Here is a 14,249-nt window from a genome sequence, read left to right as displayed (position 1 = left end):
CCGCTGTCTTGCATCCGATGGCAGCCGTTCCGATTGCCATTACAGCCAGGGCAGCGCTGACCGCCAATCTTTCACAGTTAGCTAGTTGTACGCGAGGGCTTGGCTGATAGCACCATCCTCGCTACCCACTTATTGAGCTCACAAGAATAATCAGGAGCCCGCGACTCGATGTCAGATATCAAAGCCAACACCCCTATCGTGACCCGGATGCAGGTCATTCCCGTGGCGGGCTACGACAGCATGCTGCTGAACCTCTGCGGTGCGCATGCGCCCTATTTCACTCGCAACGTGGTGCTGCTCGAGGATAGTGCCGGGCGCAAGGGGATCGGTGAAGTCCCCGGTGGTGAAGGCATCCGCCAGGCGCTAGAGCGCACCAAGGAGCTCGTCGTCGGGCAGCAGGTCGGCCGCTACAACCGCGTGCTCAACGCCCTGCGCCAGGCTATTGCGGGGGGCTCGGCGAAAGGGCCGCAAGCTACGCAACACGAGATCACCTCCGATGCGGAAGCAGCGGTTCTGAAGCAGCCGCACGAGATCAATCTGCGTCTGGACAACGTTATTACCGCGGTCGAAGCCGCCCTCCTAGACCTGCTCGGACAGCATCTCGACGTACCTGTCGCAGAATTGCTCGGCAGCGGCCAGCAACGCGATAGCGTGCCGATGCTGGCGTACCTTTTCTATATAGGGGATCGCACCCGTACCGACCTGCCCTACCTGCCCGGTACCGGTTCGGCTGACGACTGGTACCACATTCGTCATCAGGAAGCGGTGACTCCGGCCTCCATCGTCCGGCTGGCCGAAGCTGCCACGGCACGTTACGGCTTCAAGGATTTCAAGCTCAAGGGTGGCGTGATGCGTGGCAGCGAAGAGATGCAGGCGATTGCCGGCATCAAGTCGCGCTTCCCTGACGCCCGCGTCACGCTTGATCCCAATGGGGCCTGGTCACTGGCCGAAGCCATCGAACTGTGCAAAGGCCAAGGCCATATCCTGTCCTACGCAGAAGACCCGTGTGGCCCAGAGAACGGCTACTCCGGTCGCGAGATCATGGCCGAGTTCAAGCGCGCTACTGGCATTCCCACCGCTACCAACATGGTCGCCACCGACTGGCGTCAGATGGGCCATTCGCTGCGCCTCGAAGCCGTCGACATCCCATTGGCCGATCCACATTTCTGGACCATGCAGGGTTCGGTACGACTGGCGCAAATGTGCGAGCAGTTCGGCCTGACCTGGGGTTCGCATTCGAACAATCACTTCGACGTCTCGCTGGCGATGTTCACCCATGCTGCGGCCGCAGCACCGGGCAACATCACGGCCATCGACACCCACTGGATCTGGCAGGAAGGCCAGGAGCGCCTGACCCGCGAGCCGCTGCAGATTGTTGATGGCGCAGTTCAGGTGCCGGACAAGCCGGGCCTAGGCATCGAGCCGGATATGGACCGGATCATGGCCGCCCATGAGCTGTACAACAAAGTCGCCACCGGCGCCCGAGACGATGCCATGGCGATGCAGTATCTGGTCCCTGGCTGGAAGTACGACCCCAAGCAACCAAGCCTGGGCCGCTAACAAGAAGACCCAAGAAGCGCCGCAACCCCAACCACCGGAGAGACATACAATGAAAAAAGCTATCAGCGCCTCCCTCGTTTCCGCCCTTCTCGCCACTGCCGTCAGCAGTGCCTTTGCTGCTGAAACCGAATGGCCGACTCGCCCGGTACAGGTGGTCGTCATCGCCAACGCTGGCGGCGACACCGACTTCAACGCCCGCACCATGGCCAAGTACTTCACCAAGCTAACCGGCAAGTCGATGGTCATCACCAACGTCGCTGGCGGTGGCGGAACGCTCGCAGCCGAACAGGTCAAGCAGGCCGATCCGGATGGCAACACCATCCTCTTCACCCATACCGGGCAGATGATCGTCAATGAGGTCGCCGGCCTGACCGAGGACAGCCTGGACGCTTTCGATATCTGCTGTATCGCGGGTGTGGACAAAGGCACCGTATTCGTTGCCTCGAAAAGCTCAGGCCTGAAGGCGCTGGAAGACCTGATCTCCAAATCCAAAGCCGAACCGAGCAGCGTCACCTACGGCACCGAGATGGGCAGCTACTCCCACTTGCAAGGTCTGATGTTCGAAGGCCTGACCGACACCAAGCTGAAAATGGTCGACGCTGGCACAGTGTCCGAGAAAGTCGTCGCCCTGCTGGGTGACCGTATCGACCTGGCCGCAATCAGCTACGGCTCGGTCCAGGATTACGTGACCAGTGGCGAAATGGTCGCCCTGGGCCAACCCAACGAAGAGCGCAATCCGTTGCTTGGCGACGTGCCGACGTTCAAGGAGCAAGGCGTCGACTTCGTCATGGAGAAGCCCTACATCGTGGCGTTCCCGGACGGTACTGATCCGGCAATCATCGAGAAGATGTCAGGCATCGTGAAACAGATCACCGAGATGCCTGAGTACGAGGAAGAGCTGCGCAAGACCTTCAAGCAGCCGGTCAGCTATTTCGATACCAATCAGTCGATCGACCGCCTGACGAACACCCGCGAAGACTTCATGAAGTACAAGGACGAACTGCGTCAGAGCAAGTAACGCCCGCGGCACGATGCCGGGCGTAGCCGCTGCGCCCGGCAGCCTTCCCTCTGAATCGAGAGCAGTCCCATGGATACCTACAAGAGAAAGGAGTTACTGGTCGGAGCCCTGATGCTCGGTGCCGGCCTGTTCTACCTGTTCCTGACGATCAATCTTCCGCGCAAAGGTTTTATCGACGCCTCCACCGTTCCCTACGTGCTATCCGTTGGGCTGTGCCTGCTGGGCGCGCTGCAGTTGCTGACTGCGACTAAGGCAACCCAGCCTCCCGCTGATCCCGATGCGGATGCGGATGCTGACCCATCGGCTGCAACGCCGCCGGACTATCCAACGGTATTCAAAACGCTCGGATTGATCGCGGTCTATGTTGCTCTGCTGCAAAAGGTCGGCTTTCCGATCATGACTGTGCTCTATCTGTACGCGCAGTTCATCGTCATCACACCGCGCGAGCAGAAGGTCAACCACATCACCTACATCGTCATCGCGGTGGTGACCTCCGCTTTGATCTTCTTCACCTTCCGGCAGGGCTTCGATCTGATGCTCCCGACCGGCTTTCTGAAAATCTAGGAGGCGGCCATGTTCGAATTACTGCAGGCCGGCTTTGGCGCGGTTTTCTCGCCCTACATATTCATACTGATCACCCTTGGCGTAGCGGTCGGCATCGTCTTTGGTGCAGTCCCCGGTCTATCGGCGACCATGGCGATCGCCCTGTGTTTGCCGTTGACTTACACCATGGGCCCCGCCGCCGGGCTTTCATTGTTGGTCGCGTTGTTTATCGGTGCGACCTCCGGAGGGCTGATCTCCGCCATTCTGCTCAAGATCCCCGGCACGCCCGCCTCCATCGCCACGACCTTTGACGGCGGGCCGATGATGGAGAAAGGAGAAGGCCTCAAGGCGTTGGGCGTCGGTGTGGTGTTCTCGTTCCTCGGTACCATCTTCAGCATCGTCGCACTGATGTCCATTGCGCCGTCCTTGGCCAAGATTGCCTTGCGCTTCGGGCCGCATGAATACTTTTCCATCGCGATCTTTTCCCTGACGCTGATCGCCACGCTGTCCGCCGGCTCGCTGCTTAAAGGCATCTACGCTGGCACGCTTGGTTTTGCGTTCTCGACCGTGGGTATCGCCCCGGTGGACGCCATCCGCCGCTTCACATTCGATTCGCCGAACCTCAACGGTGGATTTGCGATGTTGACGGTGATGATCGGCATGTTCGCCGTCGCGGAAGTGATCAAGATCGCCGAGACCGGCAGAGCCGCACACAAAAGCAAGATCGCCTCGGTGAGCATGAAGGGCGTGAAAGGCTTTGGTTTTTCGCTCAAAGAGTTCTTCGGGCAGATCCCCAACGCGTTTCGCTCTGCGCTGATCGGTATCGGGATTGGCATCTTGCCGGGCATCGGTGCAGGTACCTCGAACATCGTGTCCTACATCATCGCCAAAAAGCGCTCCAAACATCCTGAGCAGTTCGGCAAGGGTGCGGTAGACGGTGTGGTGGCCAGCGAAACCGCCAACAATGCGGGTATCGGCAGTGCCATGATTCCGCTGATGACCCTCGGCATTCCCGGCGACACCGTGACCGCGATTCTCCTCGGTGGCTTCATGATCCATGGCATCCAGCCTGGCCCGCTGTTGTTCATCAGCCAGGGCGCGTTGGTGTACACCATCTTCGCGGCGCTGATTCTCGCCTCGGTGATGATGCTGGTTCTGGAATTTTATGGCCTGCGCATCTTCATCAAGCTGCTGGCCGTGCCCAAACACATCTTGCTACCGATTATCCTGGTGCTGTGCGTCGTGGGTGCGTTCGGTCTGAGCAGTCGCGTGTTCGACGTCTGGACAATCCTGCTGTTCGGCTTGATCGGCTATGGCTTCGTCAAGGGCGGGATGCCAGCCGCCCCGTTCATCATCGGTTTCATCCTGGGGCCAATGGCTGAAACGAATCTGCGGCGTGGCCTGATGTTGTCAGACGGCAACTTCATGGGCTTTCTCGCCAATCCTATTTCCGCGACTTTCCTGTTCCTGGCGCTCGCTTCTGTGGCCTGGCACCTGTTCAGCGCGGTACGTAGCCGAAAAAATACTGCGGCCAGGCTGCAGGAAACCTGAGTCAGCTGCGCCTAGCGGAGACGGTAGGCTTTGACTACTGCAGCGATATCAAGACCGCGCCCGAGGGCGCGGTCTCTCGTTCAGGCGCGCATGCTTACTTTGGTCTACAGCCAGCTCGCTATCTGATGTTCAGGCTGAACCCAGGTCCGCTCGGTTTGGGACGATCCTCTTCCCGTCGCGTATCCTCAAGCGCTCATTGAAGGCTGACTCGACCATTCCAAGTGCTCGTACCAGGTTTGATGCTTCGCAAGGCGCGGCCGCCGTTGCTTGGTCCCCATTGTTGCCCTTGCCCTTGCCCTTGCCCTTGCCCTTGCTCGGGTTCGCCGAGTCGCAGAGCGGTTGCAGCTGTCGTCATACAACCGGTCGAGAGACCACCGCCTTGGCGCTTCAGCCATCGTGCGGATCCGGCATTCGACATTAGTGGTATGTGATTGCATCGTCTTGCCCATTAGTTTGATGTCCGAAGTGGCGTTCAATCAGCCCGTAACCCAGGCAAAGCAAGGCATTGATCGAGTACTTCGCGCTGATTTCAACAGCCCATCGGGCAATGCCATTACATGAAAAAGATCAGGCGGGCGGGTTGACAAGATTGCTGATCGGCAGAAATAATCGAACCAAGTCATCTGACAACCGATGACATCAAAAAAATAAGCGATGGGCAGACCTCAATGACAAACACGACGACCGCTCCCACACCCTTCAACCGCCTCCTGCTGACAGGCGCTGCAGGAGGATTGGGCAAGGTATTACGTGAAACGCTGCGCCCCTACGCCAGGATCATCCGCCTCTCCGATATCGCCCCGATGGATGCTCCCGCCGGCGATCATGAAGAAGTGGTGCAGTGCAATCTTGCCGACAAAGCCGCTGTACACACCCTCTGCGAAGGTGTCGATGTGATCGTGCATTTCGGTGGCGTCTCGGTAGAGCGTCCTTTCGAAGAAGTTCTCGATGGCAATATCCGCGGCGTATTTCATATCTACGAAGCAGCACGCAAGCACGGCATCAAGCGTGTGGTCTTCGCTAGCTCCAACCATGTCATCGGTTTCCACAAGCAGACCGAAACCATAGACGCCAGCGCCCCGCGTCGTCCCGACAGCTATTACGGCCTGTCCAAATCCTATGGCGAGGACATGGCAAGCTTCTATTACGATCGCTACGGTATCGAGACCGTCAGCATCCGTATCGGCTCATCCTTTCCAGAGCCACTCAACCGCCGAATGATGGCGACCTACCTCAGCTATCGCGACCTGACCAACCTGATCGAGCGCTCGCTGTTCACTCCGAACGTGAAGCACACGGTTGTTTACGGCGCCTCGGCGAACCGCGACCAGTGGTGGGACAACCATATGGCTGCGCAGCTCGGCTTCGAGCCGCAGGACACCTCCGAAGTGTTCCGCGAAAAGATTGAACAGCAACCGCCCTATGCGCCCAATGATCCGGCCCTGATCTATCAGGGTGGCGCCTTCTGCGAAGCAGGTCCGTTCGACGACTGATTCCCGCCACGCCGCGAAAACAACAAAGAGAATCGCCATGGCAAATTCAGCAGAACTCATAGTCGATGCACAGAACGCAACGGGCGAGAGCCCGGTCTGGGTGGCCTCCGAGCAGGCGCTCTATTGGGTCGACATACCCAACAAGCAGCTGCTTCGCTGGAAGAGTTCCGATGCTTGCGTAACACGCTGGACGGGCGATCAAATGATTGCCTGTATCGCTCGCCGCGAAGGTGACGCCAATCGTTGGGTTGCCGGTATGGAGGACGGCATTTTCGATGTCGCCCCGCAGAGCGACGGCACACTCAGCACTACCCGCCTTGCTGGCGTCCAGCATGGCGCAGGCAACATGCGATTCAATGACGGACGCTGCGACCGCCAGGGCCGGTTCTGGGCGGGCACCATGGTCATGGATATGGCCGCTGGAACTCCGGCGGGCGCGCTGTACCGGATCGATGGCTCGACTGTAGGCGAATCGCTCGAGGCTCATCTGCAAGATTTCATCGTACCCAACGGGCTTGGATTCAGCCCCGACGGGCGCACCATGTACCTTTCCGACTCGCACCCCAGCGTGCAGGCCGTCTGGGCCTTCGATTACGACACAGCGACCGGCACGCCCAGCAATCGCCGGCTATTCGTCGACATGAACCAGCATCCCGGCCGTCCCGATGGCGCAGCGGTGGATGTCGATGGCTGTTACTGGATCTGCGGCAATGACGCCGGCCTTATTCATCGTTTCACCCCCGACGGACGCCTTGATCGCTCGTTGCAAGTGCCGGTGAAGAAACCAGCCATGTGCGCCTTCGGTGGCTCTCGTCTGGACACCCTGTTCGTCACATCCATTCGCCCAGGCGGTGATCTTTCCGATCAGCCATTGGCGGGCGGTGTCTTCGCCCTGCAACCCGGCGTCGCCGGGCTGGAGGAACCGCGCTTCCGCTAACGCTTCACCACCAAGGACAGGTCCACAGTTGCCCTGCCTTGACGCTCGCAACGCTGTATACCAACAACAACAAGATGGAGATCCACATGAACTTCAAACGCAAGTTGCTCATCGCCGCCCTACCTCTCGCCTTCTGTCTTTCCAGCACGGCACATGCGGCCATGACCCTGAAGATCGCCGAGGTTCACCCGGCCGGCTACCCGACCGTCGTCGCTCAGGAAAACATGGGCAAGAACATCGAAGAAGCCACCGATGGCGAACTCAAGTTCCGCATGTTCTCGGGCGGCGTGCTGGGTTCGGAGAAAGAAGTCGTCGAGCAGGTGCAGCTCGGTGCGGTGCAGATGACCCGCGTCAGCCTGGGTACGCTTGGCCCGGTCGTACCGGATGTCAACGCCTTCAACATGCCCTTCGTGTTCCGCGATCATGAACACATGCGTAAGGTTATCGATGGCGAAATCGGCCAGGAAATTCTCGACAAGATCACCAACTCCGATTTCAACATGGTCGGTTTGGCTTGGATGGACGGTGGCGTGCGCAACCTCTACACCAAGGAGCCCGTGCGCAACCTTGAAGACCTCAAGGGCATGAAAATCCGCGTGATGGGTAACCCATTGTTCATCGATACGCTGAACGCCATGGGAGCCCAGGGCGTAGCGATGAATACCGGCGAGATCTTCAGTGCGCTGCAGACTGGTGTGGTCGATGGCGCCGAGAACAATCCGCCAACCATGCTCGAGCACAACCACTTCCGCGCTGCGAAGAACTACTCGCTGACCGGTCACCTGATCCTGCCTGAGCCGATCGTGATGTCGAAGACGACCTGGAACAAGCTCACCCCGGAACAGCAGGAAATCGTCATGAAATACGCCAAGGAAGCGCAGATTGAAGAGCGCAAGCTGTGGGATGAAAAGACTGCGAGTAGCGAAGCCAAGCTCAAGGAAGAAGGTGTCACCTTCATCGAAGTCGACAAGAAGCCCTTCTACGACGCCACCGCCCCGGTCCGTGAGAAATACGGCGCCCCTTACGCCGAGCTGATCAAGCGTATCGAAGCCGTCCAGTAATTCGTTCCCTCTGAAAAACCTCGCGGCGACGAGCTTCGCTCGCCGCCGCGCCTGTGGTGAAGTCTGATGAAAAACACGCTGCTGCGCGTCAACGACGCGATCTACATGACCTGTGTTTGGGTCGCGGGTCTGGCCATCGTGGTCATGTCCATGATCATCCCCTGGGGGATCTTCGCGCGCTACGTGCTGGGCTCTGGCGGTGGCTGGCCTGAACCCGTAGCCATCCTGCTTATGGTGATCTTTACCTTTCTTGGTGCGGCGGCAAGCTACCGAGCTGGCGCGCATATGGCGGTGAGCATGTTCACCGATCGCTTACCACAGCATCTGCACCGTCACATCGAGCTGCTGGTACAGATTCTGATGGGTATCATCTGTCTGTTCATGACTATCTGGGGCATCAAACTCTGCGTTGCAACCTGGAATCAATTCATGAGCACGCTGCCGACCCTTCGCGTTGGCATTACCTATTCCCCGATCCCAATCGGCGGCGCTATCACGCTGTTGTTTGTCATCGAACGCACTATCTTCGGCGACCAAAGCCATCGGCGAGCGGTCAATTACGAGCTGGTTGAAGACAGCAAGGAGGCTGCGTAAATGGACGCGCTGATTCTACTCGGCAGCTTTGCCGTACTCTTTCTCCTGCGGATGCCAGTGGCTTACGCACTGGGCATGTCAGCGCTGATCGGCGCCTGGTGGATTGATATCCCGTTCGATGCGGTGATGATCCAGGTCGCCGGCGGCGTCAACAAGTTCTCCCTACTCGCGATTCCGTTCTTCGTGTTGGCCGGTGCGATCATGGCCGAGGGCGGAATGTCCCGGCGGCTAGTGGCGTTCGCTGCGGTGCTGGTCGGCTTCGTGCGCGGCGGTCTCTCGCTGGTGAACATCATGGCGTCGACCTTTTTCGGCGCGATCTCCGGCTCGTCACTGGCGGACACTGCTTCGGTAGGTTCGGTGCTGATCCCTGAAATGGAGAAGAAGGGCTACCCTCGCGAGTTTTCTACGGCCGTAACGGTCAGTGGTTCAGTCCAGGCGCTGTTGACTCCACCCAGCCACAACTCGGTGCTGTATTCGCTGGCTGCCGGAGGCACCGTTTCGATCTCGTCACTGTTCATTGCTGGTATCGGTCCTGGTTTGCTGCTCAGCGCCGTGATGATGACCATGTGTCTGATCTTCGCTCGGGTTCGCAACTACCCCAAGGGGGAAGTCGTCCCACTCAAGCAAGCGTTGAAGATATGTGTTGAAGCGCTGTGGGGCCTGATGACTATGGTCATCATCCTGGGCGGTATTCTGTCTGGCGTGTTCACGGCGACGGAATCGGCATCCATCGCCGTGGTGTGGGCCTTCTTCGTCACCATGTTCATCTACCGTGACTACAAGTGGCGCGAGCTGCCAAAACTGCTGCACCGCACCGTTCGTACCCTCTCGGTGGTGATGATCCTGATCGCATTCGCCGCCAGCTTCGGCTACATCATGACGCTGATGCAGATCCCGTCGAAGATCACCACGATGTTCCTGACACTGTCGGACAATCGCTATGTGATCCTCATGTGCATCAACATGATGTTGCTGGTCCTTGGCACCCTGATGGACATGGCACCGCTGATCCTGATCCTCACGCCGATTCTGATGCCTGTCATTACCGGTATTGGTGTAGACCCTGTGCATTTCGGCATGATCATGCTGGTTAACCTGGGCATCGGGCTGATCACACCACCGGTAGGCGCGGTACTCTTCGTCGGCGCGGCAATCGGCAAGGTCACCATCGAGAACACGGTCAAGGCACTGCTGCCCTTCTACCTTGCGCTGTTCACGGTGCTGCTTGCGGTAACCTACATTCCCGCGATCTCCCTCTGGCTGCCCAGCATGGTGCTCTAACAGCCTTTTCCGCAAGACCACCGACGCCGCCCACCCGGGCGGCGTTTTTGCTCACAGGCTCGAACTGCCACTGCTCATTGCAGACGGCGCTCGAACATAGTGATGCTGCTTAGGACAGGATTGACCCGATGCAAACTACCGCCCCATTTCCACGTCACATTGCTGTATTGGTTCTCGCGACCGTGGCTTGCTCGTTCGCAGCCAACCATATCGCCGCGCGGATTGCCTTCGATCACGACACCGGCCTGTTGCTGGCCATGCTCTTCCGCGCCGGGGTAACGCTGCTGGCTCTGGTCGCACTCGTATTCTGGCGGCGCGAATCCTTGCGCTTGAGCGCTGCTACGTGGGGTTGGCAGATCCTTCTTGGGCTGCTGATCGCGATCCAGAGCTTTTGCATCTACTCGGCGGTAGCGCGTATTCCCGTTGCGTTGGCCCTGCTGGTGGTGAATCTCTCACCCATACTGCTCGCGCTGCTGAGCTGGGCACTCGGCGGCCCACGACCAACTCGCCAGGCGGCGGCGATCATGGGTTTGATTCTGGTCGGCCTGGTGCTTGTGCTCGATGTCCCGACACGGCTGATCAGCAGTGAGGCGCCTGATGGTCAATGGATAGCTGGGATTCTGTACGGCCTAACCGCGGCAGCGGTGTTCGCGCTGGCGCTGTGGATCACTGAGCACAAGCTGTCGGGCATGGCCGGTTCAGTCCGTAGCATGCTGACGCTGGTTATGGTTTTCGGTACCTCTGCCCTGCTCGGGGCAAGCGGTCTGATTCCGGGAGGGCTAGGCCTGCCCAGCGCAACCGCCGGCTGGGTCGCGCTGGGTTGTCTGGTGCTTCTGTATGGAGCGGCCTTCTCTACGCTCTTTATCTGCATGCCGCGGTTGAACATCGCGCGCAACGCTCCGGTCATGAACATCGAGCCGGTGGCCGGCATGCTGCTTGGCTGGTTAGTGCTTGGCCAGTTGCTTGCCCCGCTGCAAATACTGGGCGGCTTTATCGTGGTGGGTGGCGTTGTCCTGCTGGCCTATCGCAAGAACTGAGCAGGCGGAACAATGACGAGTTGGCGCGTATCGTGCCAGCTCGTTAGGTTCAACTGCTAAATGAGTTTGCCAGCGGCCCGGTAGAGACAGGACGGGCTACTGGCGAATTGGATCTGGAGAGTTGGTCAGCTGACCTTGTCTGTCTCCGCCTCTTCATGTGCATGGCGGAGGCGCTCACGGCTGTTGGTGAGATGCAGACGCATCGCAGCACGAGCTGATTCCGAGTCCTGGCGAGCAATAGCGTCGTAGATCTGCTCGTGTTCACGACCCAGACGCTGCTGGTAGTGCGGCTGATCATCATGCGCCAGGCGTGCCGAATTCAACCGGCTACGCGGGATGATTGCAGTGCCCAGGTGATTCATGATGTCCGTGAAGTAACGGTTGCCCGTTGCTTCGGCAATCTGCAAATGAAACTGGAAATCCGATACGGCCGCTTCACTGGAAAGCGCTGCGCTGCGCTGTAACGAATCCAGAAATTCCCGCATGGCCGTCAGCTGCTCCGGTGTCCGTCGCTGTGCCGCCAAACCGGCTGACTCGACTTCCAGGCTGATCCGCAGCTCCAGAATCGACAACACATCGCGCAGCGTTCCGATAGTGGCCGGGTCGATGCGCAGGCCGGTGGTGCTCGGTGTGTCGAGGACGAAGGTGCCAATGCCGTGGCGAGTCTCAACCAGCCCGGACGCTTGCAGCCTGGAGATTGCCTCGCGCACCACCGTTCGGCTGACGCCCTGGGCCTGCATGATCGCAGATTCCGTCGGCAGCTTGTCGCCACGTTTGATAACGCCGTCGCGGATCTGCTGTGACAGCTCGGTCACCAGTTCCTGAGCGAGGCTGCGGTGCTTGCGGCGTACACGTGGCTGAACAATCTGGTTTTCCATGGGCACATCGATCTCGTTGCAGCGAAGTAATCCGTATCATAGCTCAGTAGTTGTACGATAACTATCCGACCACCGTCTATTGGCCGATTCGACCTTGCGTCCGAAAACCGCCTGGTTTCAGCGTTGATCCTATACTGCATTGACAATCCCCAGTCAGGAGACCGACACCATGCGCCGAATCATGTTATTGCTCGCTGCAGCGGTTGTAAGTACGCCGCTATGGGCGATGCACTGTCCGATGGATATGGCCAAGATTGACAAACAATTAGAGACCAACCCGCCGAGCGATCCGGCAACGCTGGAAAAGGTGAAGGAACTGCGAGCGGAAGGAGAGCAGCTGCACAAGGCGGGTAACCACACCCAGTCAGTTCAGGTCCTTGGGCAGGCACAGGCGCTGCTCGACTCCGCTGAGTAACCGTCCCGAACCGGCGGCCCGCTCAGGCGCTGGCCGCCCGTACTAAGGTGGGTTAGCCCCCGTCTGAGCATCGGATTCGCAACTCCTTTCGTGTAAAACCTTCCTCGCTGCTGAGCGTGTCGTAACCTTCTGGGCAGATTTCCTCAGCGCGAGTCTTACATCCAGGGCTTTCGGCTTTGTCACAAGCCAATACATACTCGTCGGTTGGCTGAGCGGCTGGCACACCCTCGAACGCACTGCAGCCAGCCAGCGTCAGCAAACCCCCCGCGGCAAGGCTTACGCGATAAATGCTCTTGATCATGGGCAAATTGTCTCATTCGATATAGGCACCAATGCGTTGATCGTGTACTCGGCGTAGGCCTCGGCTGACCCGTACTGGTGAAGTTGGATGATTCACGTCCGTGTCTCGCCTACCCTAGTCACCAACAGCGCAGAGCGCGCAGCGACCTAGGAGGCTCGAATGGAGCGGTCGCAGGAATGCGAGTTAAAGGGCAACGGAACGACTGGCTAAACGCCTGCAGCCCCGCCCCGTACGGGGCTTTTTTGTGCGCGACTGCTAACGCGGATTAGGCGCGTCATCCAGTTCTGCACTGTCGGGGTCGATGTCAGGGACATTGTTCATCTTCCCTCCTCGCTTGGCATGACTTCGAGGCGTAGTGCCGTCATTGTTCGGCAACTCGTCCACGCCGGGTTCGTTGCCAGGGCTGACATCGGTCCGCTCAGATCCTAACGGTGGCGGCGAACCGGGAATGACTACATCGTCTTTGCCTGCTCGCTGTGCGCGTGAAGCATCGTTGTTCTGGTTTGGGATCCCATCAGGGGCATCGGCCATCGCTTCATCTCCTCTGCCGCAGCAAATGCACTACAGGATAAGAGGAGCGTGGCGGGGCTGCGTTCACGACGATAGAGTGCCACTGGTCACATTCAATGTAGACAGGGGACTGATGCCCTATAAACAATTAACCCGGCTGCGGCGGCCGGGTTAGATACGGATGTATCAGTGTGTCCCGATGGTGCCCGGAGCGGGAATCGAACCCGCATACCCTTTCGGATGAGGGATTTTAAGTCCCTTGCGTCTACCAGTTTCGCCATCCGGGCGGGACGGTGATGCGCGATCACAATCGCGGCGCAGGACTATAACGAGGCTCTGGTCGAGGCGCAACCCGAACGGCACAACGGCGCGTCTATATTGGGCCTAGCGGCATGGGCCTATAGCCCAACGTCGTCGATTCAATGCCGACGGCGAACACCGACGATCAGCCAGAACACCAATCCAAGTATCGGAAAGATAGCTATGCCCAGCGCCCATAGTGCTTTCGCCCCTACGCTTCGATCACTTTTGAATACACTGACGATTGCTAACAGATCCAGCACGATAACGATGCCGGCAAGCGCAATTGCGAGGTAGCTCATTAAATCTGACATAGACGTCCCCTAAACAGACTCTCTATGTTTCAGTCACCGCCCGAGCCGCCACAGTTCCGAGTTAGAGCGGATACGTTTCGCCAATGACGCTAATCAGATAACGCGAAAGTTTGGCGAGCTACAAATTGGGCGCATAAAAAAAACCGCAAGCTTTCGCCTGCGGTTTCTTTATTACTGGAGGCCGATGTCGGAATCGAACCGGCGTACACGGATTTGCAATCCGCTATTACAACCATCGCCGCGCGGGCGTCTCGCTTGGTTTGGCGTTCCAAAACAGAACATCAAACGGTGCTCTACAGGCCGCGAACTGTCTAGGTGTGCTTTTCTGTTTTAGCACTCTTTTTCGCCCCCTCTCGCCCGTTCTGGGCACCACTTCCCCTTACCCTAAAACCCTAGGGACTGGCGTTTTGCCAGCCCCGAATCTACCCTTGCGAAGTTAACTCAACGTCACGGGAC

The 14,249-nt window shown here is 58.7% G+C and carries 14 protein-coding genes and 1 tRNA gene; 11 read left to right on the top strand and 4 right to left on the bottom strand.

The window, feature by feature from the left end:
* Positions 1 to 168 precede the first annotated feature (168 nt).
* The 10 genes from BUE09_RS06500 (at position 169) to BUE09_RS06455 (ending at position 11,075) form a co-directional block, all read left to right on the top strand.
* Positions 169 to 1,560, top strand: coding sequence for an enolase C-terminal domain-like protein (locus BUE09_RS06500; protein WP_073299876.1), 1,392 nt, complete (start codon positions 169 to 171; stop codon positions 1,558 to 1,560).
* A 49-nt stretch (positions 1,561 to 1,609) separates the two neighbouring features.
* Positions 1,610 to 2,578 carry a Bug family tripartite tricarboxylate transporter substrate binding protein gene (locus BUE09_RS06495; RefSeq protein ID WP_073299875.1) on the top strand — a complete coding sequence of 323 codons (969 nt, stop codon included), beginning with the start codon at positions 1,610 to 1,612 and terminating at the stop codon, positions 2,576 to 2,578.
* A gap of 69 nt (positions 2,579 to 2,647) precedes the next feature.
* Positions 2,648 to 3,142 carry a tripartite tricarboxylate transporter TctB family protein gene (locus BUE09_RS06490; protein WP_073299874.1) on the top strand — a complete coding sequence of 165 codons (495 nt, stop codon included), beginning with the start codon at positions 2,648 to 2,650 and terminating at the stop codon, positions 3,140 to 3,142.
* Positions 3,143 to 3,151: 9 nt separating this feature from the next.
* The gene (locus BUE09_RS06485) at positions 3,152 to 4,672 is read left to right on the top strand and encodes a tripartite tricarboxylate transporter permease (protein ID WP_073299873.1); all 1,521 of its coding nucleotides are present in this window, start codon (positions 3,152 to 3,154) and stop codon (positions 4,670 to 4,672) included.
* A 668-nt stretch (positions 4,673 to 5,340) separates the two neighbouring features.
* Positions 5,341 to 6,165: an NAD-dependent epimerase/dehydratase family protein gene (locus BUE09_RS06480; RefSeq protein WP_073299872.1), complete on the top strand. Its 825-nt coding sequence runs from the start codon at positions 5,341 to 5,343 to the stop codon at positions 6,163 to 6,165.
* Between the two features lie 37 nt (positions 6,166 to 6,202).
* Complete coding sequence (locus BUE09_RS06475; protein WP_073299871.1) at positions 6,203 to 7,102, top strand: SMP-30/gluconolactonase/LRE family protein; 900 nt, start codon at positions 6,203 to 6,205, stop codon at positions 7,100 to 7,102.
* Positions 7,103 to 7,188: 86 nt separating this feature from the next.
* Entirely contained in the window at positions 7,189 to 8,163 is a 975-nt protein-coding gene (locus BUE09_RS06470) for a TRAP transporter substrate-binding protein (RefSeq protein WP_073299870.1), read from the top strand.
* Positions 8,164 to 8,229: 66 nt separating this feature from the next.
* On the top strand, positions 8,230 to 8,757 hold the full coding sequence (locus tag BUE09_RS06465) for a TRAP transporter small permease (RefSeq protein WP_073299869.1): 528 nt from the start codon (positions 8,230 to 8,232) through the stop codon (positions 8,755 to 8,757).
* Entirely contained in the window at positions 8,758 to 10,038 is a 1,281-nt protein-coding gene (locus BUE09_RS06460; RefSeq protein ID WP_073299868.1) for a TRAP transporter large permease, read from the top strand. It begins immediately after the preceding gene.
* A gap of 128 nt (positions 10,039 to 10,166) precedes the next feature.
* Positions 10,167 to 11,075: an EamA family transporter gene (locus BUE09_RS06455; RefSeq protein ID WP_073299867.1), complete on the top strand. Its 909-nt coding sequence runs from the start codon at positions 10,167 to 10,169 to the stop codon at positions 11,073 to 11,075.
* Positions 11,076 to 11,200: 125 nt separating this feature from the next.
* Here the strand turns inward: BUE09_RS06455 and BUE09_RS06450 are convergent, their stop codons facing one another.
* Positions 11,201 to 11,953, bottom strand: a complete 753-nt coding sequence (locus tag BUE09_RS06450; RefSeq protein ID WP_073299866.1) for a FadR/GntR family transcriptional regulator — start codon at positions 11,951 to 11,953, stop codon at positions 11,201 to 11,203.
* A gap of 169 nt (positions 11,954 to 12,122) precedes the next feature.
* On the opposite strand from BUE09_RS06450, the gene BUE09_RS06445 reads away from it, so the two are divergent.
* On the top strand, positions 12,123 to 12,368 hold the full coding sequence (locus tag BUE09_RS06445; RefSeq protein ID WP_073299865.1) for a hypothetical protein: 246 nt from the start codon (positions 12,123 to 12,125) through the stop codon (positions 12,366 to 12,368).
* 556 nt (positions 12,369 to 12,924) lie between these two features.
* Here BUE09_RS06445 and BUE09_RS06435 read toward each other — a convergent pair.
* From BUE09_RS06435 to BUE09_RS06425, 3 genes are all read right to left on the bottom strand, one after another.
* On the bottom strand, positions 12,925 to 13,200 hold the full coding sequence (locus BUE09_RS06435; protein WP_244153207.1) for a hypothetical protein: 276 nt from the start codon (positions 13,198 to 13,200) through the stop codon (positions 12,925 to 12,927).
* 179 nt (positions 13,201 to 13,379) lie between these two features.
* Positions 13,380 to 13,466, bottom strand: a tRNA-Leu gene (locus BUE09_RS06430).
* 132 nt (positions 13,467 to 13,598) lie between these two features.
* Entirely contained in the window at positions 13,599 to 13,793 is a 195-nt protein-coding gene (locus tag BUE09_RS06425; RefSeq protein ID WP_073299863.1) for a PLDc N-terminal domain-containing protein, read from the bottom strand.
* Positions 13,794 to 14,249 lie beyond the last annotated feature (456 nt).

This window comes from Stutzerimonas xanthomarina DSM 18231 (assembly GCF_900129835.1).
Classification (GTDB): domain Bacteria; phylum Pseudomonadota; class Gammaproteobacteria; order Pseudomonadales; family Pseudomonadaceae; genus Stutzerimonas; species Stutzerimonas xanthomarina.
The sequence above is the reverse complement of the archived record's forward strand: the minus strand, read 5'-3'. Positions and strand labels throughout refer to the sequence as shown.